Genomic DNA, 16131 nt, shown 5'->3' with positions numbered 1-16131 from the left:
GTTCTTCTTCCTATGTACAATCAATAAAGTGTAGAATAGGAGATAGGGAGTTGACTATATGAATGCACTAATTATCACATGGATTACATTTATATCAATTTGGTCTTTTATTATGATGGGGTATGATAAGAAACAATCGAAGAAGCGGGGACGTAGAGTTCCGGAGAAAACATTATGGCTATTTGCAATTGTGGGCGGAGGAATAGGTTCCTATTTTGGGATGATGGCATTCAGCCATAAAACACGCCACACAGAATTCAGGATCGGTTTTCTACTGCTCGCGCTTTTGTACTTAGGGATAATCATCTATCTCCTAGGCATTGATCCATTCGGGATGGATAATGTCTGAAACTAAGAAAAGCCCGCTATATTAACGGGCTTTCATTAATGCCTCAATCGGGTTTTTCCAACTGATCTCAGCCATTGGATAGTTGGAATTGATTTCGGAGGATAAGAAGTGAAAATCATCCTTCGTAAACCCTTGAAGCTTAGCATCATCCTTCACCCAAACGAAAATGGACACAACATCAAAGGAGTTTTCGGTAGTCCCTAAATATTTTTCACCTTCAAAGAGGGCGCCTTTATATGTGATGAAAAAGTTCTTCCTTACATTTTTTATATCATCATAGAAATAATATTGCTCTTTTTCATACGCCTCGTCCAATTTTCGTTTCGGATCCAATAAATAACGGATACCGCGATAAAATAAATAGACGATGAATGCAATGATGACAAAGCGAATCAACAATCCCATAACAGCATCCCCTCGCAAAAAATAGATATAGTCTTCTACTTGTACGGATGAGATTCAGTTTGGTTTCAAGATACTTATGATTTTGGAGGTTTTTTTATGGAATTGGCAACATTATTCACGATGCAACGACAGCTTGACGCTTACATTCAACAGAATCAATTTGTAACCGAGGATGTTTTCAATAAAAAAGGGTTGGCTCTTCTCATTGAACTAGCAGAATTGGCCAACGAAACAAGGTGTTTTAAATTTTGGAGTACAAAGGGACCATCAGAGAGGAACGTTATTTTAGAAGAATATGTCGACTCCATTCATTTTCTTCTATCGCTCGGAATTGAAAAAGAGCTAGACAACTTAGATGTATGGCCGACAGGTGAAATTGAAGGGGACTTGACAGAAATCTTCTTGCATACGATAAAGGCAATTCAGGAATTTTTGGTAACAACTGATATGGAAAGCTATAAAAGTATTTGGATTCATTATGGTGCGATAGCGAATAGGCTTGAAATTTCATATAATGAAATAATGAAAGCGTATGTGGATAAAAATGAGGAGAATTACAAGCGTCAACAAACAGGTTACTGATAATTTGATAGAAATATAAATTAAGATTGACAGAAGGACCTAAGAAAAATAATATAGAGATAAGTAAATAGGAGGAGGCATCACCGTGAATGATTGGAGTAAAGAAGATTTCGGCGTAAGACTAAAGACCTTAAGAGAGCAGAGAGGCCTGTCTATGATGGCGTTTGGAGCAGCGATCGGTACATCCGCCAGTAGAATAAAAGACTGGGAGAAAGGTAAGAATGCCCCTTCTGCCGCATGGATTGCGAAAATATCCGAGAGATTCAATGTCTCAACTGATGAATTGATTCTAGGGGACCCTAAAACATCCAGGGCATTCACTGCAAACAACTCATCGAACGTAGATATGCTTTATGAGCGGCTGCGTGAAAATTTGATCATCGCTAAAGAGGCGGATGAACAAGACGAAAAGCTGGTTGAATTATATAACGCTGTAGATGCTGAGAATAAAGAGCGTTACCGCAGCGGCCGAGGAAGAAGATTAGCAGAACGTGAACTCCTTTCCATTTTGACGGAATTACCAAAAAAGGATGTACTCGAATTATTGGAGCTTGCAAAAATCAAGAAACGTTGGCAGTAATATAAATGCACTTACGCAAACGAAGCAAGAGCAAAGGCATCATATTATTTTCCATTCTATTCCTGCTACTCGGTATATATATTTATAAAGAGAATACGACAATCGGAGTAACCTTCGTGGAGATTAAAGCATCCGGTCTCCCCGAAAACTTCGATGGTTATCGGATTGTCCAGCTATCCGACGTCCATGATTCAGAGTTTGGGGTCAATAATGTAGACTTAGTGAATAAGGTTAGAGCCTTGTCTCCTGATGCCATTTTCATAACCGGGGATTTCATCGATGGAAACCGATATGATTTAGAGCATAGTTTGGAAATCATTAGGCAGTTGCATGGGGTAGCGCCTTTCTATTTCGTGACAGGTAACCATGAAATATCTACGAATGACGAAGAGCGTATAAAGAGTGAGCTGGCGGAATTAGGTGTAAAGGTATTATCAAATGAATCGGTGACAATTGGCAATCGAACGGGTGAACAGATTGCCATCGGTGGAATCGAAGACCCATTGTCCAGCAATCTTGATGAGGGAATCTATGTTGAACAAGTCATAGGAAAAACATTCAAGGATGTCCCTGATAGTATGTATAAGATCCTTCTATCGCATAGGCCAGAACAATTTGATGTATATGTCGACAGTCAAATCGATCTAGTTTTCAGCGGGCATGCTCATGGAGGCCAGATGAGGATACCGGGCATTGGAGGATTGGTCGCACCTGGTCAAGGATGGTTTCCGAAATACACGTCAGGCGTCTACGAGATGGAGAAAACGTCAATGGTTGTAAGCCGTGGTCTAGGTAACAGCATTGCTCCAATACGGGTATTCAATCGCCCTGAAGTAATTGTCGTAAATTTGAACTCATCAATTGAATAAGCAAATTGTACAGCGCAAAGAAGATTTCTTCTTTGCGCAGAGGGTCGACAAAAGGGATGGAAATTTAATTGATTTCCATCCCTTTTGTCTTATGACGCATTGATGCAAAAACGATAGACTGACTCGACGTTGATTTCCGTTCCGGGCGGACGCTTTCCGGGGGGCTTGCCCTCAGCCTCCTCGGATGTGCTCCCAACGCTATCGCTTTTGGTCGCAAAAGCCGTTCTTCGTTACGGCTTTTCCTGCGGGGTCTTCACGCTGCGCTGATCCCCCAGGAGTCGCCGCCCTGCACTCCAATCAACTGGATGTCCCTTAAGAATATCGGCATCATTCAAGCAACGCTTTCAGCCGACGTCCTCCATGTCTAGTTGGCAAGCTTCTTAAGATGGCAGCAAAAGTCAGCATCGCCTGCCATGCTATTCTATTTCATCGGTAAAGACGCGTTCAATCGTCTTTTTGCGTTTTCTGTACAGTTCTTTGATTTCATGATTATGACGCAAGTCCTCAACTACATTCGAGTAATCTTGCCAGAAATGACATCGGATAATCTTTTGATAATTCTAACTTTGTGTGCATTGGCTGATTATTGGACACGGGGCATAAATAGAAGGAGTTGAGTATACTGGCCTATCCTTCATTCATGGTTATTTCGGTATTTACGAAACATGAAACAGGTGATCTTAAGAAACCAATCGTTCTATTGATGGTATTTCCAACTGTTCGAGTTCATTAAATTGATTCTTCGTCATCATATCCATCACCTAATTCAGTTAGTAGGAAACACCGTTGATTGGAGCGGAGAGCGGCGACTCCTGCGAAAGCCGTGACGAAGAACGGCTTTTGCGAGCACAAGCGAAGCGTTGCGAGCAGGATGTGGAGGCTGCCTTAATTTCTGCAAAGAACGCAGAAATACGGCAAACCGGACTCTTCGTAGTCCGATTGGCTGAAGCCGTGCCCGCGGAAAGCGTCCGCTCGCAGCGGAAATCAACATTGCTAGCTTATCTCTATAAAAGAAATAAGACTGTAGGCAAACACTAAAATTCATGGTGTTTGCCTACAGTCTGCGCAAAGAAGATTTCTTCTTTGCGTTTTTTATTATCCATATGAAAATAACTGGTGGATGTTGTATGATGGAATAGTATACAATTCATAGAATATTTTAAATGGGGGTTGTGTTGTGAAAGCGCTCATTCATGTAAATGGTCAATTAAAAATCGATGAGATGGAAGAGCCGATTGCTAATATAGGTGAAGTCGTCGTAGCATTGCATTCCGCTGGTATGAATCGAAGGGATATTAAAGTACCTGAACGGCGTGGGGATATGAAGGAGCCTTTAATTCTCGGCTCCGATGGGGTTGGCGTGATTGAGTCCATAGGTGAAGGAGTGGACAACTGGGCGATCGGTGACGAAGTGATCATTAATCCGTCACTGCGCTGGTTTGGGAAAAGTGCTGCCCCGCCTGAAGAGTTCGACATTTTAGGTATGCCCGATCATGGTACATTCGCTGAGAAAATCGCCATTTCTGCAGAGCAGATTGAAAAGAAACCAGCAAATCTATCAATGGAGGAGGCATCAGTTCTCTCATTAGCCGCTTTAACAGGCTTCCGGGCATTGTTTACACAAGGGGAATTGAAGAAAGGGGATACCGTCTTCATTCCGGGCGCAGGGAGCGGGGTTGCAACATATCTTATCCAGTTTGCAAAAAATGCCGGAGCTCGCGTCATCGTCAGTTCACGTGTCGACGAAAAGCGAAAGAAGGCACTTGAGCTCGGCGCTGATGTAGCAATAGATACGAATGGTGATTGGACAGAGGTTCTTGCGGATGAAACAATCGACCTTGTAATAGAAAGCATCGGTAAGGCAACATTCAACCGTTCATTGGACGTCTTAAAACCTGGGGGAAGGATTGTTGTATTCGGTGCGACGACAGAAGACGTCATCGAACTGGATCTTCGAAAGTTCTTCTATGGACAATATCAACTTTTCGGCTCAACGATGGGCAGCAGGGAAGAGCTTCGGGAGATGTTGGAACATGTCGAAGAATACGGAATAAAACCTGTCATCGACAAAATATATCGTCTCGAGGATGGATTGGAAGCTTTCAGGGACTTGGAGAACAGTGAACAGTTTGGAAAGCTTGTTTTACGCATAAAAGAGTAAGCGAATTGAAGCTATAATCTTAAAACGTTATTTAGGAAAGACATAGAGAAGGGTGTGGACATTTTGACTGAAAAAGCAAAGCCATTAACGGATTTAGCGATTGCTGCTTCTGCTGTGATGCAGCCGATAGCTGATATCGCGAGGAATGCGGGAATTCCCGAAGAGGCTGTTGAACCATACGGACGATACAAAGCGAAAATTGATGTATCCAAATTGCCTGCCGCGAAATCCTTTGGAAAAGTCGTACTCGTGACTGCAACCAGTCCAACGCCTGCGGGTGAAGGGAAATCTACAGTGACTGTAGGGCTTGCGGATGCACTGGCAAGACTAGGTGAAAAAGCGATGATTGCTCTCCGTGAGCCATCCCTAGGACCTGTCATGGGTGTTAAGGGCGGAGCTGCGGGCGGCGGGTATGCTCAAGTGCTGCCAATGGAAGAAATCAATCTGCATTTCAACGGCGATATTCATGCAATCACAACTGCGAATAATGCGCTTAGTGCGATGATCGATAATCATCTCCATCAAGGAAATGTATTGCAGATCGACCCGCGCAGGATTACTTGGAAGCGTGCAATGGACATGAATGACCGCGCCTTGCGTCATATTACAATCGGTCTCGGTGGTCCCGGGCAAGGTGTGCCGAGGGAAGATGGCTTCGATATTACTGTCGCTTCTGAAATAATGGCCGTGTTCTGCTTGGCGACAAGCTTGACAGATTTAAAGGAACGCCTTTCCCAGATGGTGATCGGGTATACGTATGAGAGAGAAGCGGTCACCGTGAGGGATTTGGGTGTAGAAGGCGCTTTGACTTTATTGTTGAAGGAAGCATTCAAACCAAATCTTGTCCAGACGATTGAAGGGACGCCAGCTTTGATACACGGCGGACCTTTCGCAAATATTGCGCATGGCTGCAACTCGTTGATGGCAACGAATACGGCTAGACAATTGGCTGATATCGTTGTGACCGAAGCTGGATTCGGATCAGACCTCGGCGCCGAGAAATTCATGGACATCAAAGCGCGTAAAGGCGGTTTTGCACCGGATGCAGTCGTCCTTGTGACAACAATCCGTGCTTTGAAAATGCATGGCGGAGTCGCGAAGGCAGATCTTGCGAACGAAAATGTCCAAGCAGTCATGGAGGGCATTGTCAATCTGGAAAAACACGTGGAGACAGTCCGTTCCTTCGGTGTACAGCCCGTCGTCGCATTGAACCGGTTCATTACAGATTCTGCAGCTGAACTTGATTTCATTCTGAAATGGTGTGCAGGGAAAGGTGTCCGGGCGGCGCTGACGGACGTTTGGGGCCAGGGCGGAGCAGGCGGCCAGGATTTGGCGAAGCACGTTATAGAAATGTTGGAGGAACCGAATGAATTTGCACCTCTATATGATGTGGAACAGCCTGTCATTGATAAAATAACGGCGATTGTTCAGAAGGCATATGGAGGAAAGGGAATCATCCTCACCGATAAGGCGAGGAAAGATTTATTGCAGATCGAACAGAATGGATGGGATATCCTTCCTGTCTGTATGGCGAAAACGCAATACTCCTTCTCTGATGATCCTAAGAAACTCGGCAGGCCAACAGATTTCACAATTACTATTCGTGAAATCATTCCGAAGCTAGGTGCAGGCTTCCTTGTCTGCCTGACGGGAGATATTATGACGATGCCAGGATTGCCGAAAAAACCGGCGGCCCTTCAAATGGATATAGACGAAAAAGGGAATGCGATCGGATTGATGTAATCCAATTAATTAAAAAGGCTGCCTATACTGGCAGCCCTTTCAATTATTATAAAGCTTTATCGTCAACTGAATTCAACCATGTTTCAATCGTACCAACAACTGATTCAACACAGCCATCCTCAAAAGGCGATAGCAAATTAGCCTCTTTCACCAACTCTGTAAACGGCTTCGATCCGCCAAGCTTACATAAATGCAAATAATCCTTCCAAGCAGTATCACGGTCCTCAAACGAACGCTTCCAAAATTGGAACGCGCAGATTTGAGCCAACGTGTAATCGATATAGTAGAACGGAACTTCGTAAATATGCGATTGGCGCTGCCAAATAGAACCTGCCTCCAAATACGGATTGCCATCATAATCACGCATCGGCAAATACAATTTTTCAATCCGCTTCCATTCCGCTTTACGTTCTTCAGGCGTCATTTCAGGATTTTCATAGATTGCATGCTGGAATTCATCTACCGCCACGCCGTATGGTAAAAATAACAGACCGCTGCTCAAGTGGGCAAACTTATACTTTTCTGTATCGTCTTCAAAGAACAACTCCATCCATGGCCAAGTGAAGAATTCCATACTCATGGAATGGATTTCGGCTCCTTCATGTGTCGGCCAGACGTATTCAGGAATACCTATATTACGGCTTGAATACACTTGGAAAGCATGCCCCGCTTCGTGAGTGAGGACATCGATATCGCCAGATGTGCCATTGAAGTTCGAAAAGATGAAAGGTGAATCATAATCATCGATGAACGTGCAATAACCGCCAGACTCTTTCCCTTTCTTCGCTTCAAGATCGAGAAGATGCTTTTCCGTCATATACTTGAAGAATTCATCGGTTTCAGGTGAGAGTTCTTCGTACATCTTTTTTCCGTTTTCAATGATCCATTCCGAGGAACCTTTAGGTGTGGCATTCCCGCTCAGGAAGTTAAGCGACTGGTCGTAGTACTTCAATTCATCAACACCGATACGATCAGCCTGGCGCTCGTATAACTTCGTTGTAAGCGGAACAATATAATCCCGTACTTGGTCACGGAAGTTTTTCACCATATCTGCGTCATAACCGATCCGGTTCATACGCGCGTAACCTAGCTCCACAAAGTTCTTGAATCCTAATTTTGTTGCGATTTCATGTCTCACTTTGACGAGATCATCATAGATGCGGTCAAACGCATCACCGTTTTCCGCATAGAACGAATAAGAAGCCTCCATTGCGGACTTCCTGATGCCTCTGTCAGTTGACTCAGCGTACGGGCCGAGCTGCGCAAGAGTCAATGTCTTTCCGTCAAACTCGATTTGAGCGGAAGCGACGAGCTTTGCATATTCGGAAGTAAGTTTATTCTCTTGTTGAAGAAGGGGAAGGACTTCTGGCGAAAAGGACTTGATTGCATTATCCGCAAGAGCGAACAGCTGGGTACCCCATTTTTCTTCTAATTCTTTCCGGAAAGGTGTCTTCACCAACTCTTTATAGAATGCGGTCCCAAGTTCCTGGAATTCAGGCCCTATATCATCGAAATACTCCCGTTCCTTTTGATAGAAATCATCATTCGTATCGATGGATGAACGGATGTACATCAGGTTTGATTGCGTGGAATAATTGCTTCCGATGGTATTCAGCTCTTCAATTACACCATTCTGTTCTTCAAAGGACTTTGCTGAACGGAATTGTTCCAGCAGTCCATTGAACTCTTGCTTGATATTGTTCATGTCAGGCCTTTTGTACTCGAATCTTTCAAAAGTGAGCATTGTCATTCCCCCGTGATCAAATTGTGTGAATATAATTCACTGTCTTCATTGTTAACTAATCATTGTGAAAATGCAAAAGAAAGTTTGCATCTTACATAGATAGTCTGATGAAAGTGATTACGTGACCAATTCGTCTAGTTTGCTGTAAGATGGTAATGAAAACATTAAGTGAGGATGAGACCAAGTGGAAATAATTGAATATAGCATGATCGAACTCATCGATCCAACAGGCATACTGACAGGGAATCGATACGAATTTCGCATATACGTAAAATTCGATGAAGAAGATGAGCTTTATAATGAAAAGGGGACTGGCATTCGGGTCATTTATGTCGTCGATGGGGAAGAAGGAAGAGTGGCTTCGTACCATCTTTTCGAACGGTCGACAGAGGCGGCGATTGATTTTGATCTCGACGATGAAGAAATCATCCAACTAGCCGCTTTCTGTGAGGAGCAATTAGAAGAAGAGTAAAATGATCGTTGAAACGGCTCCCTTGTTACGATGGTTGCTGTTTCGACGACTCAATGAATTTATCGATTTGAAATCTGATTTCGCAAGTCAAATTATGTGTTTTTTATTGAAAAATAATAGATAATGTGTAGAGTAGATATGTAGGGGATACTGATTAAACGGATTTATCTTACATCCATCCAAATTTAAAGTACATTGGAGTGTTTATAGATGAGCAATGAGATAGTCGATATTACAATTATAGGCGGGGGACCAACAGGACTTTTTGCTTCGTTCTACGCGGGCATGCGGGAAATGTCGGTTAAAATCATTGATAGCTTGCCGCAGCTTGGCGGACAGTTAATCGAGCTGTATCCGGATAAGTTCATTTATGACGTTGGCGGCTTCCCGAAAATCCTCGCGAAGGATCTTGTCGCAAATCTTGTTACACAAGCACATTATTCAAAACCTGAAATCCACCTAGGTGAAACTGCGCTTTCCGTGACACGTGATGGAGACCACTTCATCCTCCAAACGGATAAAGGAGTCCATTTGACACGCACAATCCTTTTGACTGCTGGGATTGGTGCTTTCCAGCCACGTAAAATCGGATTGGCAGAAGAAGCTGAGTTTGAAGGAAAGACATTACATTACGGAATTAAAGACTTATCCCAGTTTAAAGGAAAAGACGTGCTTGTATGCGGCGGAGGGGATTCGGCAGTGGACTGGGCAATGATGCTTGAAGATATCGCATCGAATGTATCACTTGTCCACCGGCGCGAACGATTTACAGCGCATGAAACAAGCGTGAACCAATTGATGTCCTCGAAAGTCAATGTTCTCACTTCCCGTGCTGTAAAGTCGATAGTCGGGGAAGATGGCATCGTTAGAGAAGTCGTCATCGCCCAAAAGGACGGTTCAGAAGAAGCATTGCACGTGGACCACGTCATCGTCAATTATGGCAATATTTCATCCCTCGGAGCAATCAAAGAGTGGGGGCTTGAGATGGACCGCAACTCAATCGTCGTCAATTCTAGAATGGAAACGAATATAGAAGGCATTTATGCAGCAGGGGACGTCACGACATATGACGGGAAAGTAAAGCTGATTGCTGTCGGTTTAGGTGAAGCTCCAACAGCCGTGAACCATGCAAAAGCATTCATCGATCCGAAAGCACGACTGCAACCATTGCACAGTACAAGTGTCTTCAACTAAAAAAACCGGCGAAAGCCGGTTTTTTCAATCCAGTAAATATGCAATTCCCAATATGACAAGCAATGGACCGATGATGATCAAATAACCGATGGGATTTCCGAAGTTCAACGTCCATCCGACCCCGAACCTCTTTTCTACAAGGATGGAAGGGTCGTTTTTATTTACATAGAATACGCCTGCTTTCCAATAGGCGTCATCGTCATAATCAGTAACACCCGCGATGGGTTCCTCGTCAATGTCAAGCTGCACCCGGGAGCCCCCTTGGCCGACTTTGAATGCGTACACTGCTGTTGCGATTAAGATGATGAATAGAAATCCTAAAGGCATCATCATCATGAAGGTAGGTCCTCCCAAATTTTCGTGAATCGTTGTCAATTGGAAAAAGCCGAAAAGAATCGTCATTGAAATGGATACTAAAAACAGTAGCCAGCTAGTGTACTTTCTGAACGATAATTGTTGGATGCGCGAAGTACTCCTTTTCGACGCATTCAGTTTCACTCCGGACTTCTTCGTAAAATAATTGATTGCTAGCATCATAACCTGCATGATTCCTAGAATGAGCAGTAGCGCAATAACGGAAAATGGGTTTTTCGCAGTGAAAGCATCCGGTTGTCCGTTAGGGCCCCAATGGGTCGGTATCATATCCGGCATGGCGCCGTATTGGATCGCTGTATAGACGATCAAACCGAGTGTAATGGGAATAGGCAATGCAAACATGAGGGAAGGGAGCATTTCATCATTGGAACGGCTCGTCAAATCTGCGACCCGTACTCTTTTTAAGTTGTCTCCCCATTTATGATCCCGTTTTCTTTTCATCGTCTTAATATGAAAATACAAGTAAAGTCCCATGCTGATCAAGAGGATTCCGAACTGAAGGATCAATCCGGTGAAAACGATCTTGTCTTCCTGCAAATTATTCCCGATTGCCCAAATTACATAAATGAGGAGACCTATCAACCCGATGAAAAAGATAGTTGCTGAATAGGTTTTCTTGTACCTGACGAGCGTTTTATCATCGGTATGACCCTCTGGTATCGTCACTCCGAAAACAATTGTATTCTTCAAAAGGTAAGGAATAGCTGCCTGCATAACGATCAAAAATAAGATGATTACCAAGAATAATGAAAGTACCATTGTCATCCCTCCGTAATTTCCGAAATGATTGATGAAGTGAGTGATAAAATCTGTTCCTTGTCCATGCCATAAACGATCGATTCTGCAATAAGCGGCTTCAAATGCAATTTGATAAGGTCTAGTTGCATATCACTCGGGCCTTTAGTGGATATCGAATTGATAATTGCGCCCGATTTTGGAATGATTTCAATAATATTTTTCCTTTCCAGTTCATGATACGCTTTGTTTACTGTATGCATATTCACGCCTAGATCAGCCGCTAGGGACCGGACGGAAGGCAAAGCTTCGGAAGCCTTTATTGTCCCTGAAGCAATTAATTCAATCAATTGATTCGCCAACTGAGTATATATCGGGATTTCTGAGGTCGGTTCGATTTGAATGAACATGTTAAACCCTCCATTCTGTTCTAACATCATTATAACAGAGGTCGGAAATAAAATATACAAGCAACACAAAAAAACCTGAACAACTAGTGTTCAGGGGGATGACTCTTCTAATTCTTTGACAGTGACGAAATCATAACCTTCATTTTTCAAATACGTCAGAACAGCATCAAGTCCATCGGCAGTCGATTGGTGGATGTCATGCAAGAGTATGATGCTGCGATCCTTCACATTCTCTTTCACGACTTGTAGAATTCTAGCGGGATCACGGTATTTCCAATCTTGCGTATCTACATCCCATAATACGACCGGTATTCCGGCTATATTGTGAACGGTGTCATTGACAGCTCCATAGGGAGGTCGGAATGCTTCGACTTTTTGTCCGGTCACATCCTCGATGATAGCGGAAGTCTTATCAATCTCTTTAGCGATGCGTTCAGGTTCTAATTTGGTCAAATCTGCATGTGTCCAAGTATGGTTGCCCAATTCATGGCCGGCATCCTTAATTTCATTTACAATGTCCGAGTAGTATTCGACACGGCTGCCAAGCATGAAGAATGTTGCTTTTGCATCGTGTTTTTGAAGGGTTTCTAAAATTTGTCTCGTCACTTTCGGATCAGGACCGTCATCAAATGTCAAAGCGACCTTTTTATGGACGGTTTCAACAGGAGGAGAATCTTTTGATTGATCATCGCCTTCTGTATCCGATTCAGTTGGCTTGTCGGAGTGCTCATTGTTTTGTTCTTCATTCGATGAATCCTGTGAACCCTGATTCGGGATTTCAATTGTATCTTCTCTGTCCTCGGGCTTGAACGCCGAAGCTAGCAATTCGTTTATTGCATCAATAGGAACGGAGACGATTGGTGGTCCAACCAAGCTATCCGCTATCGTATTTTCATCGAAGTAGATAATGAGTACATCATCCGTGATGGCGAAATTCCTATAATTCATCCACCTGGGCTCCGTATATTTTTCCAATCCATCCTCAATAATATGTTCCTGCAACGAATCATCTTTATGAATTGCCCGACGCACTGATGAAGCGAGTGTCTGCAGGCGGTTGGAATCTCCTGCAAATAAGTCCCTTATAGAGAAGCTTTCTCCCGTCTCGGGGTTCAAATGGAATGAACGGATTTCCATTTTGCCTGATTCCGAATCGCTGAAGCTGCTGCTATTAAGAAAGACAAAGGAGTAATTCCCTGAGGCATGGGGCAGCGTTTCATAGGAGACGTTCAATTCCCCTGACATATTTTCATCAAGCCGTTTCTTCTCAATCATCGTTTCAAGGTATCTTTCCTGAACTTCTTCAATATATTTTTTGACTTCCGAATTGAAAATAGTATGTATGCTTTGCGGATATTGGATGGCATAAGGAGCGTTTATGTCGTTTGATGTTTTTGTAATGATCTTGATGCCTGGATAGTTGGAATCTATTTGTTCCGTTTCCATAGGGATGGATGAGGTCGTTTCCTTCTCATCAGGCTGTGAAGCGGTAAGGCTTTTCTCTGGTGTGAATACGAGAAGTATGGCGCTTACTGTCAATAGGACAATGGCGGTGGAAAAAGTGATATCAATCCATACCGATCGTGCTTTGTGATGCTTTCTTTTCATGTTGCGCGGCTCCTTTTTGTTTTTTTGGTATCAGAATTCTATTAAACTTCCTGATTGTTCTTTCTGTAAAGTTAGACGGAGCGACTCGATAGATAGTTTCGGATAATCGGGAAAAATGTCGAATCTTTCATACTAGTAGTATACAACAATTATGTCCTGGTTGGGGATGGGTAAATAAGGGCAATTGAAATGCGTTACCGCAGAAATAGAAGAAGGAAAACTTCTTTTTCGAAGCACGATTATATGTTATACTGTCTGATGCCCGGATCTTGCAAATGCGGGTGAGCTGTTAAGTGTTTACAATCAAATATTGTTAAACCGATCAAGCTGTTATTTCTACTGCAAAGAAAACAAACAGAAGGTGGTCGAAGAAATGGAAACAGGAGCATATCGGGTATTGTTGTACTATAAATATGTACACATCGAAGACCCAGAAACATTTGTTGCCGAACATTTGGCTTTTTGTAAGGAATTAGGATTGAAAGGCCGTATTCTAATCGGTGAAGAAGGCATCAACGGTACATGTTCCGGAACGATTGAACAGACGGATGCTTACATGGAGAAGATGCATAACGATGAACGCTTCAAAGATCTTTGGTTCAAGATTGATGAAACAGATGGACATGCGTTCAAGAAGATGCACGTTCGCTATCGTCAGGAAATTGTAAACCTGAGCTTGGAGGAAGACATTAACCCATTGGAATTGACTGGCGAATATTTGAAGCCTGAAGAATTCTTGGAGCGGATGCAAGACGAAAACACGATTGTGTTGGATACGAGAAATGATTACGAGTATGATCTTGGTCATTTCAGAGGTGCTATTCGACCTGATGTTGAGACATTCCGTGACCTTCCGCAATGGGTCCAAGAAAACAGGGAAATGTTTGAAGGGAAGAAAGTTCTTGCGTACTGTACAGGCGGAATCAGATGTGAGAAGTTCACAGGCTGGATGAAGCGTGAAGGTTTCGAGGACGTTGCCCACCTGCAAGGTGGAATTGTCACTTACGGCAAAGATCCAGTAGCGAAAGGCCAGCTTTGGGACGGACAATGCTACGTATTCGACGAAAGGATTGCGGTTCCGATCAATCAAGTTGAACATGTCATCGTTGGTCGTGATCATTTTGACGGTACACCTTGCGAGAGATATGTGAACTGTGCAAACCCTGAGTGCAATGCAAAAATATTATGCTCTGAAGAAAACGAGCATTTCTATATGCGCAGCTGTTCGGACGAATGCCGAACACATCCGCGCAACCGCTATTTTGTCGAACAGAATTTGACGGTGGATGAATTTAACAATAGAATTGAAGCGATTGCAGCTAAAAGGAACGAAGCAACTGCTGCTATATAATACATTATTGACGCTTGGGTGTGGTATTGCGCCCGAGCGTTTTTAATTCAGATTAAATTCGGGTGATTTACGGAATAGTAAAAAACATTGGAATGGACTTTATATGGCTCACGGCAAACGGTAAATGGTATACTACTATCAGTGAAAAGATATTGGAGGAACTGCAGTATGGAATGGAAAAACATTTATCGCGGATTCCTGATGGGAATCAGCGACTTGATTCCGGGAGTGAGCGGGGGGACAATCGCGTTTATTCTTGGTATATATGATCGATTATTAGTTGCAATCAGCGGCTTTTTCAGTCGTGAGTGGAAAAAGCATATCGGCTTTTTACTACCGTTAGGCATTGGCGTCGGTTTGACATTGTTGCTCTTCAGCAGGGTCATCGACTTCTTGTTGAAAGAATACCCCCAACCTACGCAATTTTTCTTTTTGGGACTGATCATCGGTGTCGTGCCGTACATTTCAAGGCAGGCGGGTGTCAGGAAGAACTTTAAAATTGGCCATTTCATCCTCTTGCTACTCGTCGGTGCTGCTTTGGCTGCGACAGTATTCATCAAGCCGGCAGAAACGGGAATCATTACATCGTTAACCTTGCAGAACACGCTCGGTTTGTTTTTGGCAGGATGGGCAGGAAGCATGGCGATGCTGTTGCCGGGTGTGAGCGGTTCGTTTGTTTTACTGCTACTCGGTGTTTACTCGACGGCAATCAATGCGCTATCCACCTTTAACATTCCAATCATCATCGTTATCGGGGCTGGAGTCATTGTCGGCTTCATTATTAGCAGCAAGGCAATCCATTATTTATTAAATAAATTCACTCATGCCATGTTTGCAATCATTATTGGCTTGATCATTGGTTCAGTATTTGTCATTTATCCTGGCATCCCTGAAAGCGGGACGCCATTTGTAATGAGCGTCATTGCTCTCATCACCGGTTTGATTGTTGCAAATATATTCAATGCAATTAGCCCATCTGCTAAATGAATGCAGTGACGATAATGATCCAGGAAATGTGGATGAAGATAACGATTGTATAGATGATCAGTGCAACAATTAGTAGATTTTTTACTACTACTGAGGGTTTCATGTATTTCATAAATAGGAAGAGTATAATTGGAAGACTTGACTTCATCAAATAGAATGCAATGATATTTATATCGTACAGGGAACGGACTAATGGATTCGCTTCTTCAATATGACCGTAACGGATGCCGAAATCAGTAAAGATTGCATCAATCATGCATAGGCAAAATAAAAGAAAGCACGTATTCAATAACCTGTCCTTGGATGTTGGCATCGCCTTGACCGTGTCCATATGTATCACTCCTGACATAATTGGCGTATATCCCACACTAACTGGCTGTAAGATCCCCCACAAGCGGGGAATCAACAGCCAGTAAATGCCCGATTGGTTTAACTAACAATCAGTGGAAAAACCCACTGATTGAAGTTTCACTTTATCCCATAGGATATGGAGGGGTTGGCCGATTTATTCAATGGAGTGACAGAAGATTTTCCGGTCATATATAAATATTGATTTGCAGCAAGAA

17 protein-coding genes are annotated in these 16131 nt (G+C 43.2%); 11 read left to right on the top strand and 6 right to left on the bottom strand.

What is annotated here, in order from left to right:
- Window positions 1-58: 58 nt before the first annotated feature.
- Window positions 59-349: a DUF1294 domain-containing protein gene (locus tag OC538_RS04940; protein ID WP_251694192.1), complete on the top strand. Its 291-nt coding sequence runs from the start codon at window positions 59-61 to the stop codon at window positions 347-349.
- Window positions 350-370: 21 nt separating this feature from the next.
- Here the strand turns inward: OC538_RS04940 and OC538_RS04935 are convergent, their stop codons facing one another.
- Complete coding sequence (locus OC538_RS04935; RefSeq protein ID WP_251694193.1) at window positions 371-754, bottom strand: sigma-w pathway protein ysdB; 384 nt, start codon at window positions 752-754, stop codon at window positions 371-373.
- Between the two features lie 96 nt (window positions 755-850).
- On the opposite strand from OC538_RS04935, the gene OC538_RS04930 reads away from it, so the two are divergent.
- From OC538_RS04930 to OC538_RS04905, 6 genes are all read left to right on the top strand, one after another.
- Window positions 851-1336, top strand: coding sequence for a dUTP diphosphatase (locus OC538_RS04930; RefSeq protein ID WP_251694194.1), 486 nt, complete (start codon window positions 851-853; stop codon window positions 1334-1336).
- A gap of 85 nt (window positions 1337-1421) precedes the next feature.
- Window positions 1422-1916 (top strand): helix-turn-helix domain-containing protein, encoded by a 495-nt coding sequence (locus OC538_RS04925; RefSeq protein WP_251694195.1) that lies wholly within the window; start codon window positions 1422-1424, stop codon window positions 1914-1916.
- A gap of 5 nt (window positions 1917-1921) precedes the next feature.
- Window positions 1922-2785 (top strand): metallophosphoesterase, encoded by an 864-nt coding sequence (locus tag OC538_RS04920; RefSeq protein ID WP_251694196.1) that lies wholly within the window; start codon window positions 1922-1924, stop codon window positions 2783-2785.
- Between the two features lie 786 nt (window positions 2786-3571).
- Complete coding sequence (locus OC538_RS04915) at window positions 3572-3823, top strand: hypothetical protein (RefSeq protein WP_251694197.1); 252 nt, start codon at window positions 3572-3574, stop codon at window positions 3821-3823.
- A 139-nt stretch (window positions 3824-3962) separates the two neighbouring features.
- Window positions 3963-4946: a zinc-binding dehydrogenase gene (locus tag OC538_RS04910; protein ID WP_251694198.1), complete on the top strand. Its 984-nt coding sequence runs from the start codon at window positions 3963-3965 to the stop codon at window positions 4944-4946.
- A 63-nt stretch (window positions 4947-5009) separates the two neighbouring features.
- Window positions 5010-6689 carry a formate--tetrahydrofolate ligase gene (locus tag OC538_RS04905; protein ID WP_262173517.1) on the top strand — a complete coding sequence of 560 codons (1680 nt, stop codon included), beginning with the start codon at window positions 5010-5012 and terminating at the stop codon, window positions 6687-6689.
- Between the two features lie 46 nt (window positions 6690-6735).
- Here the strand turns inward: OC538_RS04905 and OC538_RS04900 are convergent, their stop codons facing one another.
- The gene (locus OC538_RS04900) at window positions 6736-8433 is read right to left on the bottom strand and encodes a M3 family oligoendopeptidase (RefSeq protein WP_251694199.1); all 1698 of its coding nucleotides are present in this window, start codon (window positions 8431-8433) and stop codon (window positions 6736-6738) included.
- Between the two features lie 184 nt (window positions 8434-8617).
- Here OC538_RS04900 and OC538_RS04895 point away from each other — a divergent pair, with 184 nt between their 5' ends.
- On the top strand, window positions 8618-8905 hold the full coding sequence (locus tag OC538_RS04895; protein WP_251694200.1) for a DUF6509 family protein: 288 nt from the start codon (window positions 8618-8620) through the stop codon (window positions 8903-8905).
- 210 nt (window positions 8906-9115) lie between these two features.
- Window positions 9116-10099, top strand: coding sequence for an NAD(P)/FAD-dependent oxidoreductase (locus tag OC538_RS04890; RefSeq protein WP_251694201.1), 984 nt, complete (start codon window positions 9116-9118; stop codon window positions 10097-10099).
- A gap of 24 nt (window positions 10100-10123) precedes the next feature.
- Here OC538_RS04890 and OC538_RS04885 read toward each other — a convergent pair whose 3' ends face one another.
- From OC538_RS04885 to OC538_RS04875, 3 genes are all read right to left on the bottom strand, one after another.
- Window positions 10124-11233, bottom strand: a complete 1110-nt coding sequence (locus tag OC538_RS04885) for a DUF1648 domain-containing protein (protein ID WP_251694202.1) — start codon at window positions 11231-11233, stop codon at window positions 10124-10126.
- A 2-nt stretch (window positions 11234-11235) separates the two neighbouring features.
- Window positions 11236-11619, bottom strand: a complete 384-nt coding sequence (locus OC538_RS04880) for a GntR family transcriptional regulator (RefSeq protein ID WP_251694203.1) — start codon at window positions 11617-11619, stop codon at window positions 11236-11238.
- Window positions 11620-11709: 90 nt separating this feature from the next.
- The gene (locus OC538_RS04875) at window positions 11710-13227 is read right to left on the bottom strand and encodes a polysaccharide deacetylase family protein (RefSeq protein WP_251694204.1); all 1518 of its coding nucleotides are present in this window, start codon (window positions 13225-13227) and stop codon (window positions 11710-11712) included.
- Between the two features lie 373 nt (window positions 13228-13600).
- Between OC538_RS04875 and OC538_RS04870 the strand changes: the two genes are divergently transcribed.
- Together OC538_RS04870 and OC538_RS04865 are read left to right on the top strand one after the other, a co-directional pair.
- Complete coding sequence (locus OC538_RS04870; RefSeq protein ID WP_251694205.1) at window positions 13601-14578, top strand: rhodanese-related sulfurtransferase; 978 nt, start codon at window positions 13601-13603, stop codon at window positions 14576-14578.
- Between the two features lie 168 nt (window positions 14579-14746).
- Window positions 14747-15565 (top strand): DUF368 domain-containing protein, encoded by an 819-nt coding sequence (locus tag OC538_RS04865; RefSeq protein ID WP_251694206.1) that lies wholly within the window; start codon window positions 14747-14749, stop codon window positions 15563-15565.
- Here OC538_RS04865 and OC538_RS04860 read toward each other — a convergent pair.
- Window positions 15558-15896 carry a DUF5658 family protein gene (locus tag OC538_RS04860; protein WP_251694207.1) on the bottom strand — a complete coding sequence of 113 codons (339 nt, stop codon included), beginning with the start codon at window positions 15894-15896 and terminating at the stop codon, window positions 15558-15560. The two genes, OC538_RS04865 and OC538_RS04860, sit on opposite strands and share 8 nt — an antisense overlap.
- Between the last annotated feature and the right edge of the window lie 235 nt (window positions 15897-16131).

Source organism: Saccharococcus sp. Marseille-Q5394 (genome assembly GCF_946901335.1).
In the GTDB taxonomy this organism is placed as follows: Bacteria; Bacillota; Bacilli; order Bacillales_A; family Planococcaceae; genus Sporosarcina; species Sporosarcina luteola_C.
Note: the sequence above shows the minus strand (reverse complement) of the source record. Positions and strands in the feature narration are given on the sequence as shown.

Excerpts from the sequence above, each read along its gene's own strand:
- OC538_RS04930 (WP_251694194.1), top strand. The coding sequence starts at position 851 with ATGGAATTGGCAACATTATTCACGATGCAACGACAGCTTGACGCTTAC.
- OC538_RS04935 (WP_251694193.1), bottom strand. The coding sequence starts at position 754 with ATGGGATTGTTGATTCGCTTTGTCATCATTGCATTCATCGTCTATTTA.
- OC538_RS04880 (WP_251694203.1), bottom strand. The coding sequence starts at position 11,619 with ATGTTCATTCAAATCGAACCGACCTCAGAAATCCCGATATATACTCAG.
- OC538_RS04875 (WP_251694204.1), bottom strand. The coding sequence starts at position 13,227 with ATGAAAAGAAAGCATCACAAAGCACGATCGGTATGGATTGATATCACT.
- OC538_RS04940 (WP_251694192.1), top strand. The coding sequence starts at position 59 with ATGAATGCACTAATTATCACATGGATTACATTTATATCAATTTGGTCT.
- OC538_RS04920 (WP_251694196.1), top strand. The coding sequence starts at position 1,922 with ATGCACTTACGCAAACGAAGCAAGAGCAAAGGCATCATATTATTTTCC.
- OC538_RS04890 (WP_251694201.1), top strand. The coding sequence starts at position 9,116 with ATGAGCAATGAGATAGTCGATATTACAATTATAGGCGGGGGACCAACA.
- OC538_RS04865 (WP_251694206.1), top strand. The coding sequence starts at position 14,747 with ATGGAATGGAAAAACATTTATCGCGGATTCCTGATGGGAATCAGCGAC.
- OC538_RS04900 (WP_251694199.1), bottom strand. The coding sequence starts at position 8,433 with ATGCTCACTTTTGAAAGATTCGAGTACAAAAGGCCTGACATGAACAAT.
- OC538_RS04885 (WP_251694202.1), bottom strand. The coding sequence starts at position 11,233 with ATGGTACTTTCATTATTCTTGGTAATCATCTTATTTTTGATCGTTATG.
- OC538_RS04870 (WP_251694205.1), top strand. The coding sequence starts at position 13,601 with ATGGAAACAGGAGCATATCGGGTATTGTTGTACTATAAATATGTACAC.
- OC538_RS04860 (WP_251694207.1), bottom strand. The coding sequence starts at position 15,896 with ATGGACACGGTCAAGGCGATGCCAACATCCAAGGACAGGTTATTGAAT.